This is a genomic window from Oryzibacter oryziterrae (assembly GCF_021864535.1).
Taxonomy (GTDB): Bacteria; Pseudomonadota; Alphaproteobacteria; order Rhizobiales; family Pleomorphomonadaceae; genus Pleomorphomonas; species Pleomorphomonas oryziterrae.
The window spans coordinates 193,632-211,352 of record NZ_JAKJIC010000005.1 but is presented as its reverse complement, the minus strand read 5'-3'; the positions used below and the strand labels follow the sequence as shown (position 1 = coordinate 211,352).

General features: G+C 64.3%; 18 protein-coding genes. 9 read left to right on the top strand and 9 right to left on the bottom strand.

Features of this window, described 5'->3' with window-relative positions; translation table 11 throughout:
* Nucleotides 1–184 precede the first annotated feature (184 nt).
* The 6 genes from rho (at nt 185) to L2I41_RS07855 (ending at nt 7,637) form a co-directional block, all read left to right on the top strand.
* On the top strand, nt 185–1,450 hold the full coding sequence (rho, locus tag L2I41_RS07880) for a transcription termination factor Rho (protein ID WP_237152980.1): 1,266 nt from the start codon (nt 185–187) through the stop codon (nt 1,448–1,450).
* A gap of 217 nt (nt 1,451–1,667) precedes the next feature.
* The gene (gene mnmE / locus L2I41_RS07875; RefSeq protein WP_237152979.1) at nt 1,668–2,978 is read left to right on the top strand and encodes a tRNA uridine-5-carboxymethylaminomethyl(34) synthesis GTPase MnmE; all 1,311 of its coding nucleotides are present in this window, start codon (nt 1,668–1,670) and stop codon (nt 2,976–2,978) included.
* 344 nt (nt 2,979–3,322) lie between these two features.
* Nucleotides 3,323–5,203 carry a tRNA uridine-5-carboxymethylaminomethyl(34) synthesis enzyme MnmG gene (gene mnmG / locus L2I41_RS07870; RefSeq protein WP_237152978.1) on the top strand — a complete coding sequence of 627 codons (1,881 nt, stop codon included), beginning with the start codon at nt 3,323–3,325 and terminating at the stop codon, nt 5,201–5,203.
* A gap of 65 nt (nt 5,204–5,268) precedes the next feature.
* Entirely contained in the window at nt 5,269–5,874 is a 606-nt protein-coding gene (rsmG, locus tag L2I41_RS07865) for a 16S rRNA (guanine(527)-N(7))-methyltransferase RsmG (protein WP_390633984.1), read from the top strand.
* A gap of 25 nt (nt 5,875–5,899) precedes the next feature.
* Entirely contained in the window at nt 5,900–6,736 is an 837-nt protein-coding gene (locus L2I41_RS07860; RefSeq protein WP_237152976.1) for a ParA family protein, read from the top strand.
* A 25-nt stretch (nt 6,737–6,761) separates the two neighbouring features.
* Entirely contained in the window at nt 6,762–7,637 is an 876-nt protein-coding gene (locus tag L2I41_RS07855; RefSeq protein ID WP_237153011.1) for a ParB/RepB/Spo0J family partition protein, read from the top strand.
* A gap of 126 nt (nt 7,638–7,763) precedes the next feature.
* Here L2I41_RS07855 and L2I41_RS07850 read toward each other — a convergent pair whose 3' ends face one another.
* Together L2I41_RS07850 and L2I41_RS07845 are read right to left on the bottom strand one after the other, a co-directional pair.
* Nucleotides 7,764–8,375: a septation protein A gene (locus L2I41_RS07850; protein ID WP_237152975.1), complete on the bottom strand. Its 612-nt coding sequence runs from the start codon at nt 8,373–8,375 to the stop codon at nt 7,764–7,766.
* A 155-nt stretch (nt 8,376–8,530) separates the two neighbouring features.
* Nucleotides 8,531–9,190, bottom strand: coding sequence for a LolA family protein (locus L2I41_RS07845; RefSeq protein ID WP_237152974.1), 660 nt, complete (start codon nt 9,188–9,190; stop codon nt 8,531–8,533).
* A 190-nt stretch (nt 9,191–9,380) separates the two neighbouring features.
* On the opposite strand from L2I41_RS07845, the gene L2I41_RS07840 reads away from it, so the two are divergent.
* Nucleotides 9,381–10,052: a YggS family pyridoxal phosphate-dependent enzyme gene (locus L2I41_RS07840; protein WP_237152973.1), complete on the top strand. Its 672-nt coding sequence runs from the start codon at nt 9,381–9,383 to the stop codon at nt 10,050–10,052.
* A gap of 68 nt (nt 10,053–10,120) precedes the next feature.
* On the opposite strand, the gene L2I41_RS07835 is transcribed toward L2I41_RS07840, so the two are convergent.
* The 7 genes from L2I41_RS07835 to dapF form a co-directional block, all read right to left on the bottom strand.
* Complete coding sequence (locus L2I41_RS07835) at nt 10,121–10,708, bottom strand: DsbE family thiol:disulfide interchange protein (RefSeq protein ID WP_237152972.1); 588 nt, start codon at nt 10,706–10,708, stop codon at nt 10,121–10,123.
* On the bottom strand, nt 10,705–10,908 hold the full coding sequence (ccmD, locus tag L2I41_RS07830; protein ID WP_237152971.1) for a heme exporter protein CcmD: 204 nt from the start codon (nt 10,906–10,908) through the stop codon (nt 10,705–10,707). Before ccmD ends, L2I41_RS07835 begins: the two co-directional genes overlap by 4 nt.
* Nucleotides 10,905–11,645, bottom strand: coding sequence for a heme ABC transporter permease (locus L2I41_RS07825; protein WP_237152970.1), 741 nt, complete (start codon nt 11,643–11,645; stop codon nt 10,905–10,907). Before L2I41_RS07825 ends, ccmD begins: the two co-directional genes overlap by 4 nt.
* 227 nt (nt 11,646–11,872) lie before the next feature.
* Nucleotides 11,873–13,060, bottom strand: coding sequence for a signal recognition particle-docking protein FtsY (ftsY, locus tag L2I41_RS07820; RefSeq protein WP_237152969.1), 1,188 nt, complete (start codon nt 13,058–13,060; stop codon nt 11,873–11,875).
* Nucleotides 12,984–14,240 carry a tRNA (N(6)-L-threonylcarbamoyladenosine(37)-C(2))-methylthiotransferase MtaB gene (mtaB, locus tag L2I41_RS07815; protein ID WP_237152968.1) on the bottom strand — a complete coding sequence of 419 codons (1,257 nt, stop codon included), beginning with the start codon at nt 14,238–14,240 and terminating at the stop codon, nt 12,984–12,986. The genes ftsY and mtaB overlap by 77 nt, the downstream gene beginning before the upstream one ends.
* A gap of 90 nt (nt 14,241–14,330) precedes the next feature.
* Complete coding sequence (locus tag L2I41_RS07810) at nt 14,331–14,621, bottom strand: hypothetical protein (protein WP_237152967.1); 291 nt, start codon at nt 14,619–14,621, stop codon at nt 14,331–14,333.
* 112 nt (nt 14,622–14,733) lie between these two features.
* Nucleotides 14,734–15,594 carry a diaminopimelate epimerase gene (gene dapF / locus L2I41_RS07805; protein ID WP_237152966.1) on the bottom strand — a complete coding sequence of 287 codons (861 nt, stop codon included), beginning with the start codon at nt 15,592–15,594 and terminating at the stop codon, nt 14,734–14,736.
* 278 nt (nt 15,595–15,872) lie between these two features.
* Here dapF and ffh point away from each other — a divergent pair, with 278 nt between their 5' ends.
* Together ffh and L2I41_RS07795 are read left to right on the top strand one after the other, a co-directional pair.
* Entirely contained in the window at nt 15,873–17,417 is a 1,545-nt protein-coding gene (gene ffh / locus L2I41_RS07800; RefSeq protein ID WP_237152965.1) for a signal recognition particle protein, read from the top strand.
* Nucleotides 17,414–17,707 carry a chorismate mutase gene (locus L2I41_RS07795; RefSeq protein WP_390633969.1) on the top strand — a complete coding sequence of 98 codons (294 nt, stop codon included), beginning with the start codon at nt 17,414–17,416 and terminating at the stop codon, nt 17,705–17,707. The genes ffh and L2I41_RS07795 overlap by 4 nt, the downstream gene beginning before the upstream one ends.
* Nucleotides 17,708–17,721 lie beyond the last annotated feature (14 nt).

The window sequence follows — 17,721 nt, the reverse complement described above, 5'->3', positions numbered from 1 at the left end:
CGCTTGCCAACCTCAACGTCGCGAGTGTGGTCTGCAGGACCTCAAGCCTGCTGTCCCGTGGCAGTTCCCCACTGCTGAACACCACCTCACGTTTCCAAAATATCAGCTTTCATTCAACCAGCCCCGTTCGGATTCCGTGTTGAACTGACACGCGATTCGATTTCAAACAAGAGATATGTCATCCATGGCGGAGATGAAACTCCAGGACCTCAAGAAGAAAACGCCGACTGAGCTTTTGGCTGTCGCGGAAGAACTTGAAGTCGAGAATGCATCGACCATGCGCAAACAGGAACTTCTGTTTGCAATACTTAAGCAGTTGGCCGACCAGGACGTCGAAATCATCGGCGAAGGCGTCGTTGAGATCCTGCAGGACGGTTTCGGCTTCCTGCGTTCACCGGATGCCAACTACCTGCCCGGTCCTGACGACATCTACATTTCCCCCTCGCAGATTCGCCGTTTCTCCCTTCGCACCGGTGATACCGTCGAAGGCCAGATCCGCAGCCCCAAGGAAGGCGAACGCTACTTCGCCCTGCTGAAGGTCAACACGGTCAATTTCGAGGATCCCGAGAAGGCCCGGCACAAGGTTCACTTCGACAACCTGACGCCGCTCTATCCGGATGAACGCTTCCGCATGGAAGTGGAAGGCGTTCAGGGCAAGGATCTGTCGGCGCGAATCATCGACATCGTCGCGCCGCTCGGCAAGGGCCAGCGCGCCCTGATCGTGGCGCCGCCGCGTACCGGCAAGACGGTGCTGCTGCAGAACATCGCCCATTCGATCACCACCAATCATCCCGAATGCTACCTGATCGTTCTGCTGATCGACGAGCGTCCGGAGGAAGTGACGGACATGCAGCGCTCGGTGCGCGGCGAAGTCATTTCGTCCACCTTCGACGAGCCGGCGACGCGTCACGTGCAGGTGGCCGAAATGGTCATCGAGAAGGCCAAGCGTCTGGTTGAGCATGGTCGCGACGTGGTCATCCTGCTCGACAGCATCACCCGCCTCGGCCGCGCCTACAACACCGTCGTGCCGTCTTCGGGCAAGGTGCTGACCGGTGGTGTGGATGCCAACGCCCTGCAGCGTCCGAAGCGCTTCTTCGGTGCAGCACGCAACATCGAGCAGGGTGGCTCGCTGACCATCATCGCCACGGCGCTGATCGACACCGGCAGCCGCATGGACGAAGTGATCTTCGAAGAGTTCAAGGGTACCGGCAACTCGGAAATCATCCTCGACCGCAAGATCTCCGACAAGCGCGTGTTCCCGGCCATCGACATCCAGCGTTCGGGTACCCGCAAGGAAGACCTGCTGGTTCAGAACGACAAGCTCAAGAAGACCTTCGTTCTGCGCCGCATCCTGAACCCGATGGGCACCACCGATGCCACCGAGTTCCTGATCGACAAGCTGCGCCAGACGCGTACCAACACGGACTTCTTCGACTCCATGAACACCTGAGGATCGCACAGTCGATCCTGGAGTGTTTCACGTGAATCATTTCGGTTCGCGAGTCGATTCAGAAACGAAATGAAATGGCCCCGCGTGGGCCATTTCGCTTTTGAGGCCTTGCGCCGCGCGGAAGGGCAGGGCCAGCGCACATAGATATCCGCTTGCTTTCGTACCCCGCTGGCCCAACCTCTCATCTTGACCCTTACCAGTTCGGATTAATCGAGTCGTGAGCGATACGATCTTCGCCCTTTCCTCAGGTCATCCGCCAGCCGCCGTCGCTGTCGTTCGCCTCAGCGGCCCACGGACTCGATTCGTGGTCGAAATGATGACAGGGTCCGTGCCGTCGGCGCGGGTGGCGGCATTGCGCAGTTTGCGCGATCCTCGCGATGGACAGGTGATCGATCGTGGTCTGGTGCTGTTTCTGCCTGGACCCGGGAGCTTCACTGGTGAGGATTCTGCGGAGTTTCAGCTGCACGGTGGACGCGCCGTCGTCGCCGCCTGCGTCAAGGCGCTCGGTGCTCTCGACGGGGTGCGTGTTGCCGAGCCGGGAGAATTCACGCGACGCGCCTTCGAGAATGGCAAGATGGACCTGACAGCGGTCGAGGCGCTGGGCGACCTGATCGCCGCCGAGACCGAGGGCCAGCGCCGGCAGGCCGTCAATGGCGCCAACGGGGCCTTTGCCCGGCGGGCGGATGGCTGGAGGTCAGGTCTTCTTGCGGCTCGCGCAGCCGTCGAGGCGGAACTCGATTTCTCTGACGAAGAGGATGTGCCGGACAGCCTTTCGGCTGCGGCCTTCGAGGCGGCACGGGCGGTACTCGACGACATGCGAGGCATCCTCGCGGACGCTCTGCACGGCGAGCGCATGCGCGATGGCTTCACGGTCGCCTTGATGGGGCCGCCGAACGCCGGCAAGTCGAGCCTGCTCAACGCGCTGACTCGCCGCGACGTGGCAATCGTCACCGACGTGCCTGGCACCACACGGGACATTCTTGAAGTCCACCTTGATCTCGGCGGCTATCCGGTGACGCTGGTGGATACAGCCGGCTTGCGCGAGGCCATGGATGTTGTCGAGGCAGAGGGTATCAGGCGCGGCCGCAGGCGGGGCGCCGGGGCTGATCTCATCCTCTGGCTATCGGACACGGGGCAGCTGGCGCCTGAGGACGTGGTGGCCTTCGGTGTGCCCTTGATCGCCATTCGCAGTAAGGCGGACCTTGGCGGTAACGAGGATCTCGGGTCTGCCGTCTTGTCCGTGTCGGTTCAGGACGATGCTTCGATTTCTCGGCTAATCGACGTGATTGCCCAACGGGCCTCTGACGGCATGGGGGGAGAGACGGCGCTGATCTCGCGCGAGCGGCAGCGGCGCTGTGTCGAGGACGCGGCCACGGCGATTCAAGCGGCCTTGAAAGGGGGGCTCCCGTTGGAGGTGGTTGCGGATAGTCTGCGGCGGGCGACCGACGCAGTTGGCCGGCTGACCGGGCGCATTGATGTGGAAGACGTGCTGGGATCCATCTTCTCAAGCTTCTGCATCGGTAAGTAGGATCCGATTCCTATCCGAAACGAGTCCGTGGCCGCCTTTGTGACGGCGCCTCTGGAACCACACCGGCGGCGCCCCCACCCTACGAACTCGCACGAAATCCAAAGTGTTTCACGTGAAACACTCCACAGGCTGTGGATAACGTCCGACGATTCGCTTCCGATCCGATGCCCGTCCACCGGCCCAAAACGCTGCCGGATTGATCCCCGGCGCGGTTAAACCGACTGTTTCCGCGGTGTCGTGCTTTGACGATGCGGGCGCTTTGCACTAAATGTGCCCCACCGGCCAGCTGTCGCCAGAGACGTTGGGCCCCTTTCCTGCACAGCATTGGACCTGTTGATCGAGCCATGGACGCAGCAAACTACGACGTGATCGTGATTGGTGGCGGCCACGCCGGCGTTGAGGCGGCGGCGGCGGCAGCGCGCGTCGGCGCACGCACCGCTCTGGTGACCCATCGTTTCGAAACCGTCGGCGTCATGTCGTGCAATCCCGCCATCGGTGGCCTCGGCAAGGGCCATCTGGTGCGTGAGGTGGATGCTCTCGATGGACTGATGGGACGGGTGGCCGATCGGGCCGGCATCCAGTTTCGTCTCCTCAATCGCCGCAAGGGGCCCGCCGTGCGCGGTCCGCGTGCCCAGGCCGACCGCAAGCTCTATCGCGCGGCCATGCAGGAGGAGATCCGCGCCGTCGCCGGACTGAGCGTGATCGAAGGCGAGGCGGATGATTTCGAGGTCCGTGACGGTCGCATCGTTGCCTTGACCCTGGCCGATGGACGTCGATTCGGATGCGGTTCGATCGTGCTCACCACCGGCACCTTTCTCACCGGTCTCATCCATCTCGGCGAGAAGAAGACGCCGGCCGGTCGTGTGGGCGAAGCGCCGGCGCTCGGACTGTCGAAGGCTCTGGCGCGGGCCGGGCTGCGGCTCGGTCGTCTCAAGACCGGCACGCCGCCGCGGCTTGATGGACGCACCATCGATTGGGCCAGTCTCGAGGCGCAGCCCGGTGACGACGAGCCCGTGCCCTTCTCCACACTGACCACGTCGATCTCCCAGCCGCAGGTGAGTTGCCACATCACCCGCACCACCGAGGCGACACACCAGGTCATTCGCGACAACATTCACCGCTCGCCGATGTATTCCGGCCAGATCGAGAGCCGGGGGCCGCGCTATTGCCCGTCGATCGAAGACAAGATCGTCCGCTTCGGCGATCGGGACGGCCACCAGATCTTTCTGGAGCCGGAAGGTCTCGACACGCCGCTCGTTTATCCCAATGGCATCTCCACCTCGCTGCCGGAGGATGTGCAGGCGGCCATCATCGCCTCCATTCCCGGTCTTGAGCGCACGGTGATCACCCAGCCGGGATATGCCATCGAATATGATCATGTGGATCCGCGCGATCTCCTGCCGACGCTGGAGACCAAGCGCGTGGTCGGGCTGTTTCTGGCCGGCCAGATCAATGGCACCACCGGCTATGAGGAGGCGGCGGCGCAAGGCCTGCTTGCCGGTCTCAACGCGGCCCGGCGTGCGTCGGGCGCCGATGGCGTGATCATTGACCGGGCCAGCGGCTATCTCGGGGTGATGGTCGACGATCTCGTCACCAAGGGCGTCAGTGAGCCCTATCGCATGTTCACCTCGCGCGCCGAATATCGCCTGTCGCTACGGGCCGACAATGCCGACCAGCGGCTGACGGCCCTCGGCCTGGACCTTGGTCTGGTGGGGACTGTCAGGGCGGCCGCATTTGGTGCCAAGATGGCGACCCTGGAGGCGGCGCGTGCGCTTGCGCAGGGGCTCACCCTGTCGCCCAGGGAGGCCGCCGCTCATGGTCTCGCGCTCAATCAGGATGGCGTGCGGCGCTCGGCCTATGATCTCCTCGCCTATGCGGAGATCGATCTCAAGCGCTTGGCGGTCATCTGGCCGGAACTTGGTCGATTCGACGCCGTAACGAGCGAGGCGCTGGAGACGGAGGCGCTCTACGCGGTGTATCTGCACCGCCAGGAGGCCGACATCGCCGCCTTCCGGCGGGACGAGAGCCGGGTCATTCCCGATGATTTCGACTACGATCTTGTGGTGGGTCTCTCCAATGAAGTGCGCCAGAAGCTCAAGTCGGTGCGGCCAATGACCCTGGGTCAGGCCGGCCGCATCGATGGCGTGACGCCGGCGTCTCTGACCCTGCTGCTCGCCAATCTGCGCAAGGGCGGTGCTTCGGCCGCAGTGGGAGTGGCATCGTGAGGAAAACATCCGTGGCGGACGCTGATTTTCACGACGATCCCTCGATCGTTTCGGCAGTGCTGCCGATGTCCGAGGCTGTGGAGAAGCGGCTCAGAACCTATGTGGACCTGGTGCGAAAGTGGCAGCCGGTGAAGAACCTGGTGGCGCCGTCCACGCTGCCCGATCTGTGGCGGCGGCATGTGGCCGATGGCGCGCAGGCGCTCGCTGCGGCACCGCAAGCGCGGCGCTGGCTCGACCTCGGTTCGGGTGCCGGCTTTCCGGGCCTGGTGACCGCCGCCTTCCTCGCCGACGAGCCGGGCGCCTCGGTGACACTCGTTGAGTCCAACGGCCGCAAGGCGGCGTTCCTGATGGCCGTGGCCCGTGAGCTCCGCCTGCCGGTGCGGGTTCTGTCGGACCGGATCGAATCGGTTGCGCAACGACAGGCTGGCTCGCTCGATGGAATCGAAGCCGTTTCGGCCCGGGCGCTGGCCTCGCTCGACAAGTTGCTGGGATATGCCGAGCCCTGGCTCAGCAACGGAGCCCTCGGCGTTTTCCACAAGGGCCAAGATTTTGTGTCCGAATGGCAGGAAGCCACTCAATCTTGGGTCTTCGACATGGTAAAACATGAGAGCCGGATCGAGAGCGACAGCGTGATCGCGGTCATTTCCAATCTTCGCCGAAAAACAGCCTGAACCGTCGAGCAGCAGGAAGGCATCCATGGCCCATCTTCCCGAACTTCCCCGCGTCCTGGCCCTCGCCAATCAGAAGGGCGGCGTCGGCAAGACCACGACGGCCATCAACCTCGGCACCGCCCTGGCGGCGATCGGCGAGGAGGTGCTGATCGTCGACCTCGACCCGCAGGGCAACGCGTCCACCGGACTCGGCATCGATCGCAAGTCGCGCAAGATCTCCACCTATGACGTGCTGGTGGGCGACGCCCGCCTGCACGAGGCGTTGGTGGAGACGGCAGTGCCGCGGCTCACCGTGGCGCCCTCGACGCTGGACAATCTGGGTGTCGAGCTGGAAATCGCCTCGTCCAACGACCGCGCCTTCCGGCTGCGCAAGGCGATCGCCGATCATGCCGAGCTGGTGGCGCGCGACGTCGCCGGCCGGCACAAGCATTTCACCTATGTGCTGATCGACTGCCCGCCGTCGCTCAATCTTCTGACCATCAACGCGCTGTCGGCGTCGCATTCCATCCTGGTGCCGCTGCAATGCGAGTTCTTCGCCCTCGAGGGTCTGTCGCAGCTTCTGAGCACGGTGGAGCAGGTTCGGCGCGGGCTCAATCCGGAACTGACGATCCACGGCATCGTGCTGACCATGTATGACGGCCGCAACAACCTGTCGGCCCAGGTGGTGCAGGACGTGCGCACCCATATGGGCGACACGGTCTATGAGACCGTCATTCCGCGCAATGTTCGCGTTTCCGAAGCGCCGTCCTATGGCAAGCCGGCGCTGCTCTATGATCTCAAATGCAGCGGGAGCCAGGCCTATCTGAAGCTTGCCTCCGAGATCATCCAGCGGGAACGTCGTTTTCGGGCCGTGGCCGCCTGAGGGAAGGTGACAGACTATGAGCAGCGTGACGGATGAGCAGGGGCGGCGGCGCCTCGGACGGGGGCTGGCGGCCCTGATCGGGGATGCGAGTTCCGAATTCGAGGTGGTCGAGCGGGTGCGCGGTGTGCGCAAGGTGTCGATCGACCAGATCACCGCCAATCCGAAGAACCCGCGCCGGCTGTTCAAGGACGAGGATATCGACGAGCTGGCCGGTTCGATCCGCCAGCATGGCATGATCCAGCCGGTGGTGGTGCGTCCGGCTCCGGGCGGCGGCAACGGCTTCGAGCTGATCGCCGGCGAGCGGCGCTGGCGGGCGGCGCAGCGGGCCAGCGTGCATGAGATCCCGGTGATCATCCAGGATGTCACCGATCGTGAAGCGCTGGAAATCGCCATCATCGAAAACGTGCAGCGGCAGGATCTCAATCCGCTCGAAGAAGCCATGGGCTACGAGCAGCTGCTGCAGGAATTCGACTATACCCAGAACGATCTCGCCTCGGTGATCGGCAAGAGCCGCAGCCATGTGGCCAACACGCTGCGCCTGCTGAAGCTGCCCGAGCCGGTCAAGCAATATCTCAACGACGGTGCGCTTACCGCCGGTCACGCGCGCGCACTGATCGCCGCGCCCGATCCGGAGGCGCTGGCGCGCAAGATCGTCGAGGAGGGGCTGACCGTCCGCTCGGCCGAGACGCTGGCGCAATCGACCATCACCGAGCCGCATGGCCGGGCCAAGACGCCCAAGCCCGACAAGGACGCCGATACGCGCGCGCTGGAAAAGCGTCTCTCCGACGCACTGGGTCTTGCTGTGGAAATCGCCCACAAGCCCAACGGTTCGGGCGAGGTGCGGCTGCGCTACCGGTCGCTGGACCAGCTCGACGAGATCATTCGCCGCCTGGAAGGCTGACCTTTCCGCTTCCGAAATCATGTGAAGAAGGCCCCGCCGGTCGAACCGGTCGGGGCCTTTTCCTTTGGTCGATCGCTTGTGGCAGAGAGGCACTACGGCGCCTCCGATTCGGAAGCGGAATGAATCTCAGTCCGCCTTGTCCGGCTTGCTGCCGCCGATGGGTTCGATGGCGTGGCGGGTGATCAGCGGCAGCTGGAAGACCGTGAAGACAAGCGTGATCGGCATCATGCCCCAGGCCTTGAAGGCGACCCAGAAATCGGTGGTCTGGGTGCGCCAGATCACTTCGTTGAGCACGGCCAGGAACAGGAAGAACAGGCCCCAGCGGAAGGTCAGCTTGCGCCAGCCGGTCTCGTCCAGCTTGAAGGCGCTGTCGAAGACATAGCCGAGCAGCGCCTTGCCGAAGGCGAGACCGCCGAGCAGGATCACGCCGAACAGGCCGTTGACGATGGTGGGCTTCAGCTTGATGAAAGTGTCGTCGTGCAGCACGATGGTGAGCGTGCCGAAGACGGCCACCACCACGCCGGTGACAAGCGGCATGATCGCCAGGCGCCGCGTCAGCACCCAGCTGGCAATGAGCGCGGCGGCAACAGCGGCCATGAAGGCGCCGGTGGCGACGTAGATGCCGAACTTGGCGTTGGCGAAGAAGAAGACGGCCAGCGGACCGAGTTCCAGGATCAGCTTGACGACCGGATTTTCGGGCGGCGTCGTGGTTTCGCCGGGACCCTTTTCAAATTGCATGGAGTGCGATCCTTGACTGCGGCGCTCCGGCGTCCTGCAAGCTGCAAGTCGGTGCCGAGCGGCCATCTCCCTTATGCAGCGCCGGGCGGCGCGGTCAACCCTTTGCTAGGGGGCTCCGCCTTGCCGCGCGGCCGGACCGCCGTCGGGACAAGGTCTCAACGATATTTGTTATAGTCGATGGTGAACCATTCGGGCTTGGTCGGCTGGCCGATCTTGGTCTCGTAGACGGCCACTGTGGTCTCAAGGCCCTGATCGTCAGTCACCGTCCACTGCTTCAGCTCGATGGTGCGAGCGTCGAAATAGAGCGTCAGGTGCGAGGTGACGAAAGTGCCGGGGTCCTGCATCGTGATGACGATGAGGTCGCTGTCGGCGCTCACCGACTGCACCACCGCCTCTTCCAGCAGGTTGATGTTCTTGTCGAGCAGGAAGCGCAGCGGTGTTTCCGACAGCAGATACATCGTCTGCTCGCCAAGACCCTTGTCGTCGACCGCCACCGTCTTGCCGTCGACGGTGATGTCGATCTTGGCCGGCGGATAGTAGCGGAAGCGCATCTTGCCCGGCCGGTCGATGACGAAATAGCCGTTGGTGACCGAACCGTCCGGCGCTGTCTGCTGGAACTTGCCTTCCATCGAGGTGATGCCGTTGAAATACTGGTTCACCGCCTTGACAGTGTTGAGCTGAGCCGGCGAGAGGGCCGAGAGATTGGGGGTTGCCGCCGCCGGCGCCAGCGCGCCGAGGCAGAGGCCCGAGGCGAGCAAGGCCGCACTGAGGGACGTCTTGAGTCCACGGATCACGTTTGCCAGGCTGCCAGTCATGTTCGTCCCATTTCTTCTTCGCCGGAATCACGGCCGGTTGCGGATTCAGAATTAGCGAGCGGAAGATGGCGAAACAAGGTTGGGACCTTGAAATTTCGCGGGCAGCCTGACACTCCTGCCCGCAAGAACGCTGGCACGGTGCCCGTCCCGCAGTGGACGGCCCGCCCCTCAAGAGACGACGGAGATTCCGATGACCATTTCCGAAGCCCTCGGCCGCATTCGCGCCGACATAGCCGAGGCCGCCCGGCAGGCGGGGCGTGATGCGCAAGCCGTTCGGCTCGTGGCGGTGTCGAAGACCTTTCCGCAGGAGGATGTGCGCGAGGCGATCGCCGCGGGGCAGCGGGTGTTCGGCGAGAACCGGGTGCAGGAGGCGATGCAGAAGTTTCCGGCGCTGCGGGCCGAGTTTGCCGATCTCGAACTTCACCTCATCGGCCCACTGCAATCGAACAAGGCGCGCGAAGCCGTTGCGCTGTTCGATGTGATCCATACGGTCGACCGGGACAAGATCGCCGGCGCGCTCGCAGCCGAAATGCGGGCGCAGGGGCGGACGCCACAGTTATTGGTGCAGGTCAACACCGGGGAAGAGCCGCAGAAGGCCGGCATTGCGCCGCGCGAGGCTGTTGATTTCGTCGCGCGCTGCCGCACGGAGCATGGCCTCGCCATTGCGGGGCTGATGTGCATCCCGCCGGTGGGCGACATTCCGGCCCTGCATTTTGCCTTGCTGGATGAGTTATGTCGCCGCGCCGGCGTTGCCGAGCGGTCCATGGGCATGTCGCAGGATTACGAGACGGCGGTCCGCCACGGGGCAACGCTGGTGCGGGTCGGCAGCGCCATCTTCGGCCACCGCGACTATCCGGCCTGATCATGCAGCCGCGCGAGGGGGATTGCCTCTCGCCGGCGCATGTGGCGGATGCCTTTGCCGCTGTCCGTTCAGCCGGCGGGTTTCGCCAGTGCCTTTTCGATTTCCGGTTTCAGCACGGTCGCGAGGCTGTCTTCGCTGATGGGGCCCACGTGCTTGTAGACGATGCGGCCGTTGGCCACCACGAAGGTTTCCGGCACGCCATAGACGCCCCAGTCGATGCCGACCCGGCCCGACGCGTCGATGCCGACGGCGGCATAGGGATTGCCGAGCGCGCTCAGGAACCGCAGGGCCTGATCGTCTGTGTCCTTGTAATTGATGCCGACCAGACGGATGCGCTTGTCTTCGGCAAGCTTCAGCAGCAGCGGATGCTCGGAGCGGCAGGGCACGCACCAGGAGGCGAAGACGTTGACCAGGGTGACGCCAGTCTTGAGGTCATCGGACTTGAGGCCGGGGGCGGGATCACCGTTGGCCGTGAGGCCGGCGAGCGGCTTGAGGTCGAAGGCTGGCACGTCCTGGCCGATCAGCACCGAGGGGATTTCCGAGGGATCGCCGGCGCCGAGCCGGCTGTAGAACAGGACGGCCATGGCGCCGAAGACAACGACGGGCAGGGCGATCAGAAGGCGCGAAGCGCGCCGCGGCGGCTGGGTATCGGTCACGGTGTGTCCGTCCGTTCGGTGAGGGTGGCAGCGCTGCGGGCCGAGCGGCGGCGGATGCCGCGCTGTTCCAGGCTGCTGAGCTGCCGGCTGAGGCGCGCGTGGTCGACAATGATCCAGACGATCAGCGCCAGCACCACGCCTGCCGTTGCGGCATAGCTTGCGAGAATGAAGCCGGCATAGGGGCCGAGGGTGTCGATCATCGGGCATCTCCCGCGGCCATCAGGCCAAGCGCGCGAATGCGTCGGCGCAGGATTTCGTTGCGCATGGCCAGGAGATGCAAGGTCAGCATCAGCGTGGTGAAGGCCACGGCCATGATCAGAAGCGGCCAGAGCATGGAGGGATCGATGGTGGGCCCGCCCATGCGGAAGACCGAGGCCGGCTGATGCAGCGTGTTCCACCAGTCGACCGAAAACTTGATGATCGGCAGGTTGATCGAGCCGACCAGGATCAGCACGGCGGCGGCGCGGGCGGCAGTCACCGGATCCTCGATGGTGCGCCAGAGCGCGATCAGGCCGAGATACATGATGAACAGCACCAGCACCGAGGTGAGGCGTGCGTCCCATTCCCACCAGGTGCCCCACATGGGGCGGCCCCAGAGCGAGCCGGTGAACAGGGAAATGAAGGTGAAGGCGGCGCCGATGGGGGCGGCGGCCTTGGCTGCGACGTCAGCCAGCGGATGGCGCCAGACCAGAGTGCCGAGCGCGGCCACGGTCATGATGCCGTAGGTGAACATGGCAAGCCAGGCGGCGGGCACGTGCAGATACATGATGCGCACGGTTTCGCCTTGCTGGTAGTCGGCGGGCGAACGGGCCACCATGACCATGCCGACGGCGAACAGGATCAAGGTCAGCACGGTGAGAACGGGCACCAGCACCTTGACGAGGCTCAGGAAGCGCGTCGGGTTGGCCAGGGCTGAGATCTGCGACAACAAGGGCATCTAGGGCATCCCGCGAAGAACGGACCGAGGATGGATAGCCGCAGTTCGGCGCGCCCGCAATGCGGTATCGAGCGCAGGCGGGGCGAAGGAGTGCTTTCCTCACCCCCCGCGACAGCCAACCGACGGCTTTCCATCAGATTGGAACTGTTCTCATTTGCAAGGTGACGTCCTTGCGGTCGATCAAGCCATTGCGATTGCGTTGCGGAGGCACCAGCTCCGCCACGGGCTCAGTCGTCGAGGCCGGCGATGGCGCGCGCGAAGTCGCGGGCCTCGAAGGGCTCGAGGTCGTCGACACCTTCGCCGACACCGATGAAGTGCACGGGCAGGCCGAACTTGCGGGCGATGGCGACGAGGATGCCGCCGCGGGCGGTGCCGTCGAGCTTGGTCATGACGAGGCCGGTGACGCCGGCGACCTTGCCGAAGATGTCGACCTGGCCGAGTGCGTTCTGGCCGGTGGTGGCGTCGAGCACCAGCAGCACGTCATGCGGCGCGGTGGGGTCGATCTTGCGCAGCACGCGGACGACCTTTTCCAGCTCGGCCATCAGCTCGGTCTTGTTCTGCAGGCGCCCGGCGGTGTCGATCATCAGCACATCGGTGCCGTCGGTGCGGGCTTCGGTGAGCGCGTCGAAGGCGAGACCAGCGGCATCAGCACCGACGTCGCGGGCAATCACGGGCGTGCCGGTGCGCTGGCCCCAGACCTTCAGCTGATCGATGGCGGCGGCGCGGAAGGTGTCGCCGGCGGCGAGCATCACCGAGCGGCCCTCGGCCTTCAGCTTCTGCGCCAGCTTGCCGATGGTGGTGGTCTTGCCCGAGCCGTTGACGCCGACCATCAGCACTACATGCGGGCGCTGCTCCGGACGGTAGGCGAAGGGCACGGCGACGGGGGCAAGGACCTTTTCGACTTCCTCGGCGAGGATGGCCTTCACTTCGCCGTCGGTGATGTCCTTGCCGAAGCGGTCCTTGGCGAGGCGTTCGGTGATGGCCGAGGCAACAGCGACACCGAGGTCGGCCTGGATCAGGACGTCTTCCAGTTCTTCCAGCGTCTCGGCATCGAGCTTGCGCTTGGTGAAGATGGAGACGATGCCGGAGCCGAGCGCTCCGGACGAGCGGGCGAGGCCGGACTTGAGGCGCTGGAACCAGGTGAGGCGCGGTTGTTCCGGTACGGGAGCAGGAACTGCCTCAACGGCGACGGGCTCAGCCGGGGGCGTCGCGGGGGCGGCTTGCGGGGTGTCGTGCTTGCCGAACAGGCGGCCGAAAAATCCGGGCTTCTTGTCGTCGCTCATGTGGCGTTCTTTCTGGAGCGGCCGCCGATCAGGTTCAGCGTGCAGGCTCAGGTCGTCAGGCGGCGCGGCTGATGAGGCCGCGGGAGGTGTGCCCCACCACGACGGCGGGGATGATGTCGCCGGCGCTGCCACAGTCGATTTCGGTGAGCGTGAACTGCTCGGTGCGGCCGATGCCGTCCTTCTCTATCAGGACAAGATGGCGCTGTCCCTGCTGCGCCTCGAGATGGCGACAAAATGCCGACATTCCCGCCGCCCTCAACAGGGCCGCGCGTTCCTTAACCGTGACATTGGCGACTTGCGGCATCTTGGCTGCCGGCGTGCCCGGACGGGGCGAGTAGGGGAACACGTGGGCATGGGTGATGCCGCAGTCCTCGATGATGGCGAGCGAGCGGGCAAACATCTCCTCGGTCTCGGTCGGGAAGCCGGCGATGAGGTCGGCGCCGAAGACCATGTCCGGCCTAAGTCTGCGTGCTTCCTCGCAGAATCGGATCGCGTCCTCGCGGGAATGCCGCCGCTTCATGCGCTTGAGGATGAGGTTGTCGCCATGCTGCAGCGACAGGTGCATGTGCGGCATCAGCCGCTCTTCCTCGGCGATGGCGGCCATCAGGTCGGGGTCGGCCTCGATCGAATCGATGGAGGAAATCCTGAGCCGGGAGAGCTCGGGAATGTCCTTGAGGATCGCTCGGGTCAGCCGTCCAAGTGGCGGATTTCCGGGCAAATCGGCGCCGTAGGAGGTGAGGTCGACGCCGGTCAGCACCACCTCGCGATAGCCGTTCTCGACCAGTCTGCGGATCTGGGAAACCACCTCGCCCATGGGGACGGAGCGCGAATTTCCGCGGCCGAAGGGGATGATGCAGAAGGTGCAGCGATGGTCGCAACCGTTCTGGACCTGCACGAAGGCACGGGTGCGTCCTTCGAAGCCGTCGACCAGATGCAGCGCGGTTTCCCGCACGCTCATGATGTCGTTGACGCGGGTCTTCTCGGAGGCGGACACGCCGAAGTCCGGGACGGAATTGTAAGCAGTTTCAGTGAGTTTGTCGGCATTGCCGACCACGAGGTCGACTTCGGCCATGTTGGCGAAGACCTCGGGAGACGTCTGGGCGGCGCAGCCGGTGACGATGATGCGGGCGTCGGGATTGGCGCGCCGGGCCTTGCGGATGGCTTGCCGCGCCTGGCGAACCGCTTCGCCGGTGACGGCGCAAGTGTTGACCAGGACAGCGTTTTCCAGCCCGGCAGCCTGCGCCTTGTTCTTCATCACCTCCGACTCGGCCGTGTTGAGCCGGCAGCCGAAGGTGATCACGTCGATAGCCATCCCGTCGATCCGATCGATTGTTGCGTGACGGCAGGCTATATGGCGGAAAGGCTGGCAAAATGCCAGCCCCCCGCGGAATTTCGCGTGATTTCAGCCTCGGAGCAGGGGGATGCCGATGGCCTTGGCATCCGGGGCGAAGACGGCCCCGCGGTAGCATTCGGCGATACCGCTCTTTTCGCGGATGCTGTTGGCGATGGTCTTGACGACGTCGCCCTCGGCGCCGGCCGGGTTGAGCGCCGGCGGCAGCTGCATGGTGCCGAGCACTTCGTTCTTGAGGCGGATGGCCGACACCTGGCAGGCGTCTACGGTCTTGTATTGAAGATAGAAATAGCCGTGCAGGCCGGCGGCGACCAGGACGATCAGGGCAATGAGCTTGGACATGTCGGTCTTCCTTTTGTGCAAGTGACGGGTGGCCCCGGTCGGGGCTTGGCCACCACTTACGGTCTGCCCAAGGACCAGAATCACATTCAAATGATCGAATTTATTAGATAAGCTATTGTTTTAAACCGAAAATTTCGTCCGGAAGGATGCCGGTGTGTTCAAGTTCCGTGGCGCCGGTCATCAGGATGCGATTGTTCTGCGTCCATTCTATGACGAGATCTCCGCCTGGCAGGCTGACGCGTACCGTCCGCCCGGTACGTCCGGTACGCGCTGCGGACACGGCAGCAGCGCAGGCGGCTGAACCGCAGGCGCGCGTCAGCCCGGCGCCACGTTCCCAGACCTTCAGTGTCAGCGCGTCCGCCGCAGTGACATGGGCAAGCGAGATGTTGGCGCGCTCGGGAAACATAGGGTGGTTCTCGAGAAGCGGACCGATGGCCGCAAGATCATAGGCGGCGATGTCGTCGACCCAGAAGATGGCGTGCGGATTGCCGACATTGACCACTGCCGGCGAATGCAGGATCGGAGCATCGATCGGGCCGATCTGCAGTTCAATGGCGCGGGTGTCGTGGAAGGCTTCCGACAGGGGGATGTCCTTCCAGTCAAAGCGCGGTTCACCCATGTCGACGGTGACGAGACCGTCCGGGTTGTCGTTGACGCCCAGAAGACCGGCCTTGGTCTCGAGGGTCAATCGGGTCTTGCCCGTTCCGTCGAACAGGCGACGGCCGACGCAACGGGTGCCGTTGCCGCAGGCGTTGCTCTCGGACCCATCGACGTTGAAGATGCGCATGAAGGCGTCGGTGCCCGGCGTGCGGGGCGGGTAGAGGACCATCAGCTGGTCGAAGAAGGAGCCGTCACGGGCAGCAATGGCGCGGGCCGCCTCGGGGCTGACGCGCTCAGGCCGGTCACGCAGATCCAGCACCACAATCTCGTTGCCGATGCCGTTCATCTTCACAAAGGGTATGCCCGCCGTCATGTCGCGACCTCATTTTCTCCGCTCCATATAGAAGAATGTGCGTGAGCAAAGGAAGTGTGGTTGCGAAAATTCGGCCGATTTCCTTGACAAGTCGGTGCGGACGCGCTAGTCGACTGCTCAATTCTCGCATTTTCCGAAAGCGAGCCGCCGACCGGGGCCATGATCCCGGAGGTCAACACCCGCCAGCGCTGCGCGCCCGCGGGTGCAAGCGGCGCTTGGTTTTGGCGGATGCGGAACCATATGAGCTGGACCCGTCCCGCTCGCACAGGAACCCGACGATGTTCGAAAGCCTTTCCGATCGCCTGTCCGGCATATTCGACAAGCTCACCCGCCGCGGTGCGCTGTCGGAGGCTGACGTCGCCGAGGCGATGCGTGAAGTACGCCGCGCCCTGCTCGAGGCCGATGTGGCGCTCGATGTGGTCAAGTCCTTCACCGACAAGGTGAAGGCGCGCGCCGTCGGCGTCGAGGTGGTGAAGTCGGTCACTCCCGGCCAGATGGTCGTCAAGATCGTCCATGACCAGCTGATCGAGATGCTGGGCTCGGATGCTTCGCCGATCGATCTCGAAGCGCCGGCTCCGGTGCCGATCCTGATGGTCGGTCTGCAGGGTTCGGGCAAGACCACGACGACGGCGAAGATCGCCCGTCGTCTCACCGAGCGTCAGCGCAAGAAGGTGCTGATGGCCTCGCTGGACACGCGTCGTCCGGCGGCCATGGAGCAGCTCAAGATCCTTGGCCAGCAGAATGGCATCGAGACGCTGCCGATCGTGGCAGGCCAGTCTGCCGTCGAGATCGCCCAGCGGGCCATTACCGCCGCCAAGCTTGGTGGCTATGATGTGGTGATCCTCGACACCGCTGGCCGCGTGACGGTGGATGACGCGCTGATGAGCGAGGCCGCCGAGGTCAAGCGGCTCACCAATCCCCATGAAGTGCTGCTGGTCGCCGATGCGCTGACCGGTCAGGACGCGGTCAATACCGCGCGCGCCTTCGACGGTCAGATCGGCATCACCGGCATCGTGCTGACGCGCGTCGACGGTGACGGTCGTGGTGGTGCGGCGCTCTCGATGCGCGCCGTCACCGGCAAGCCGATCAAGCTGATGGGCGTTGGCGAAAAGGCTGACGCGCTCGAGGACTTCCATCCCTCGCGCGTTGCCGATCGCATTCTCGGAATGGGCGACATCGTCGCCCTGGTCGAGAAGGCGGCTGCTAATATCGACGCCGAAAAGGCGGCGAAGATGGCCGCCAAGATGAGCAAGGGCGAGTTCGACATGAACGATCTCGCCGATCAGCTCCGTCAGATGCAGAAGCTCGGCGGCATGGGTGGCATTCTCGGCCTGATGCCTGGCATGGGCAAGATGAAGGGCCAGCTGGCTGCCGCCGGCATCGATGATCGCTTCATCGGCCGGCAGATTGCCGTGATCCAGTCGATGAACAAGAAGGAACGGGTCAAGCCGGCCATCATCGACTTCAAGCGTCGCAAGCGCATTGCCGCAGGTTCGGGCACGGATGTGGCCGAGGTCAACAAGGTGCTGAAGATGCACCGCCAGATGGCCGACGTGATGAAGGCCATGGGCAAGCAGAAGGGCGGCCTGTTCGGCAAGCTGGGCTCGATGCTGGGCGGTGGCGGCATGCCCGATCTGTCCAAGATGGATCCGGCCCAGCTTGAGAAGATGGCCAAGGACATGGGCGTCGGCCCGGGCGGATTGCCGCCGGGCTTGCCCAAAGGACTGCCGCCGATGCCCGGCGGTCTGCCCGGTCTGCCGGGCGGCAAACTGCCGGGACTTCCCGGCCTTCCCGGTTTTGGCAAGGGGCCCACGAAGAAATGAGCCTTACCGATCCCGTCATGAACGAGCTTTTGTCCCTGCGGGCGTCCATCGACAATATCGACGCAGCGCTGGTGCACATGCTGGCCGAACGCTTCAAGTGCACCCAGAAGGTGGGCAAGCTCAAGGCCGAACACAATTTGCCCCCCGCCGATCCGGCGCGGGAACAAGCCCAGATCGAGCGGCTTCGGTCGCTGGCCGTTTCGGCCAATCTCGATCCCGACTTCGCCGAGACTTTCCTGAATTTCATCATCAAGGAAGTCATCCGGCACCACGAAGCCTTCCGCCGCTGACGCGGTGGACAAAC

Coding starts and splice junctions, on each gene's coding strand:
- rho (WP_237152980.1), top strand. CDS start 185: ATGGCGGAGATGAAACTCCAGGACCTCAAGAAGAAAACGCCGACTGAG.
- mnmG (WP_237152978.1), top strand. CDS start 3,323: ATGGACGCAGCAAACTACGACGTGATCGTGATTGGTGGCGGCCACGCC.
- rsmG (WP_390633984.1), top strand. CDS start 5,269: ATGTCCGAGGCTGTGGAGAAGCGGCTCAGAACCTATGTGGACCTGGTG.
- L2I41_RS07860 (WP_237152976.1), top strand. CDS start 5,900: ATGGCCCATCTTCCCGAACTTCCCCGCGTCCTGGCCCTCGCCAATCAG.
- L2I41_RS07850 (WP_237152975.1), bottom strand. CDS start 8,375: ATGCAATTTGAAAAGGGTCCCGGCGAAACCACGACGCCGCCCGAAAAT.
- L2I41_RS07845 (WP_237152974.1), bottom strand. CDS start 9,190: ATGACTGGCAGCCTGGCAAACGTGATCCGTGGACTCAAGACGTCCCTC.
- L2I41_RS07840 (WP_237152973.1), top strand. CDS start 9,381: ATGACCATTTCCGAAGCCCTCGGCCGCATTCGCGCCGACATAGCCGAG.
- ccmD (WP_237152971.1), bottom strand. CDS start 10,908: ATGATCGACACCCTCGGCCCCTATGCCGGCTTCATTCTCGCAAGCTAT.
- L2I41_RS07825 (WP_237152970.1), bottom strand. CDS start 11,645: ATGCCCTTGTTGTCGCAGATCTCAGCCCTGGCCAACCCGACGCGCTTC.
- mtaB (WP_237152968.1), bottom strand. CDS start 14,240: ATGGCTATCGACGTGATCACCTTCGGCTGCCGGCTCAACACGGCCGAG.
- L2I41_RS07810 (WP_237152967.1), bottom strand. CDS start 14,621: ATGTCCAAGCTCATTGCCCTGATCGTCCTGGTCGCCGCCGGCCTGCAC.
- dapF (WP_237152966.1), bottom strand. CDS start 15,594: ATGACGGCGGGCATACCCTTTGTGAAGATGAACGGCATCGGCAACGAG.
- ffh (WP_237152965.1), top strand. CDS start 15,873: ATGTTCGAAAGCCTTTCCGATCGCCTGTCCGGCATATTCGACAAGCTC.
- L2I41_RS07795 (WP_390633969.1), top strand. CDS start 17,414: ATGAGCCTTACCGATCCCGTCATGAACGAGCTTTTGTCCCTGCGGGCG.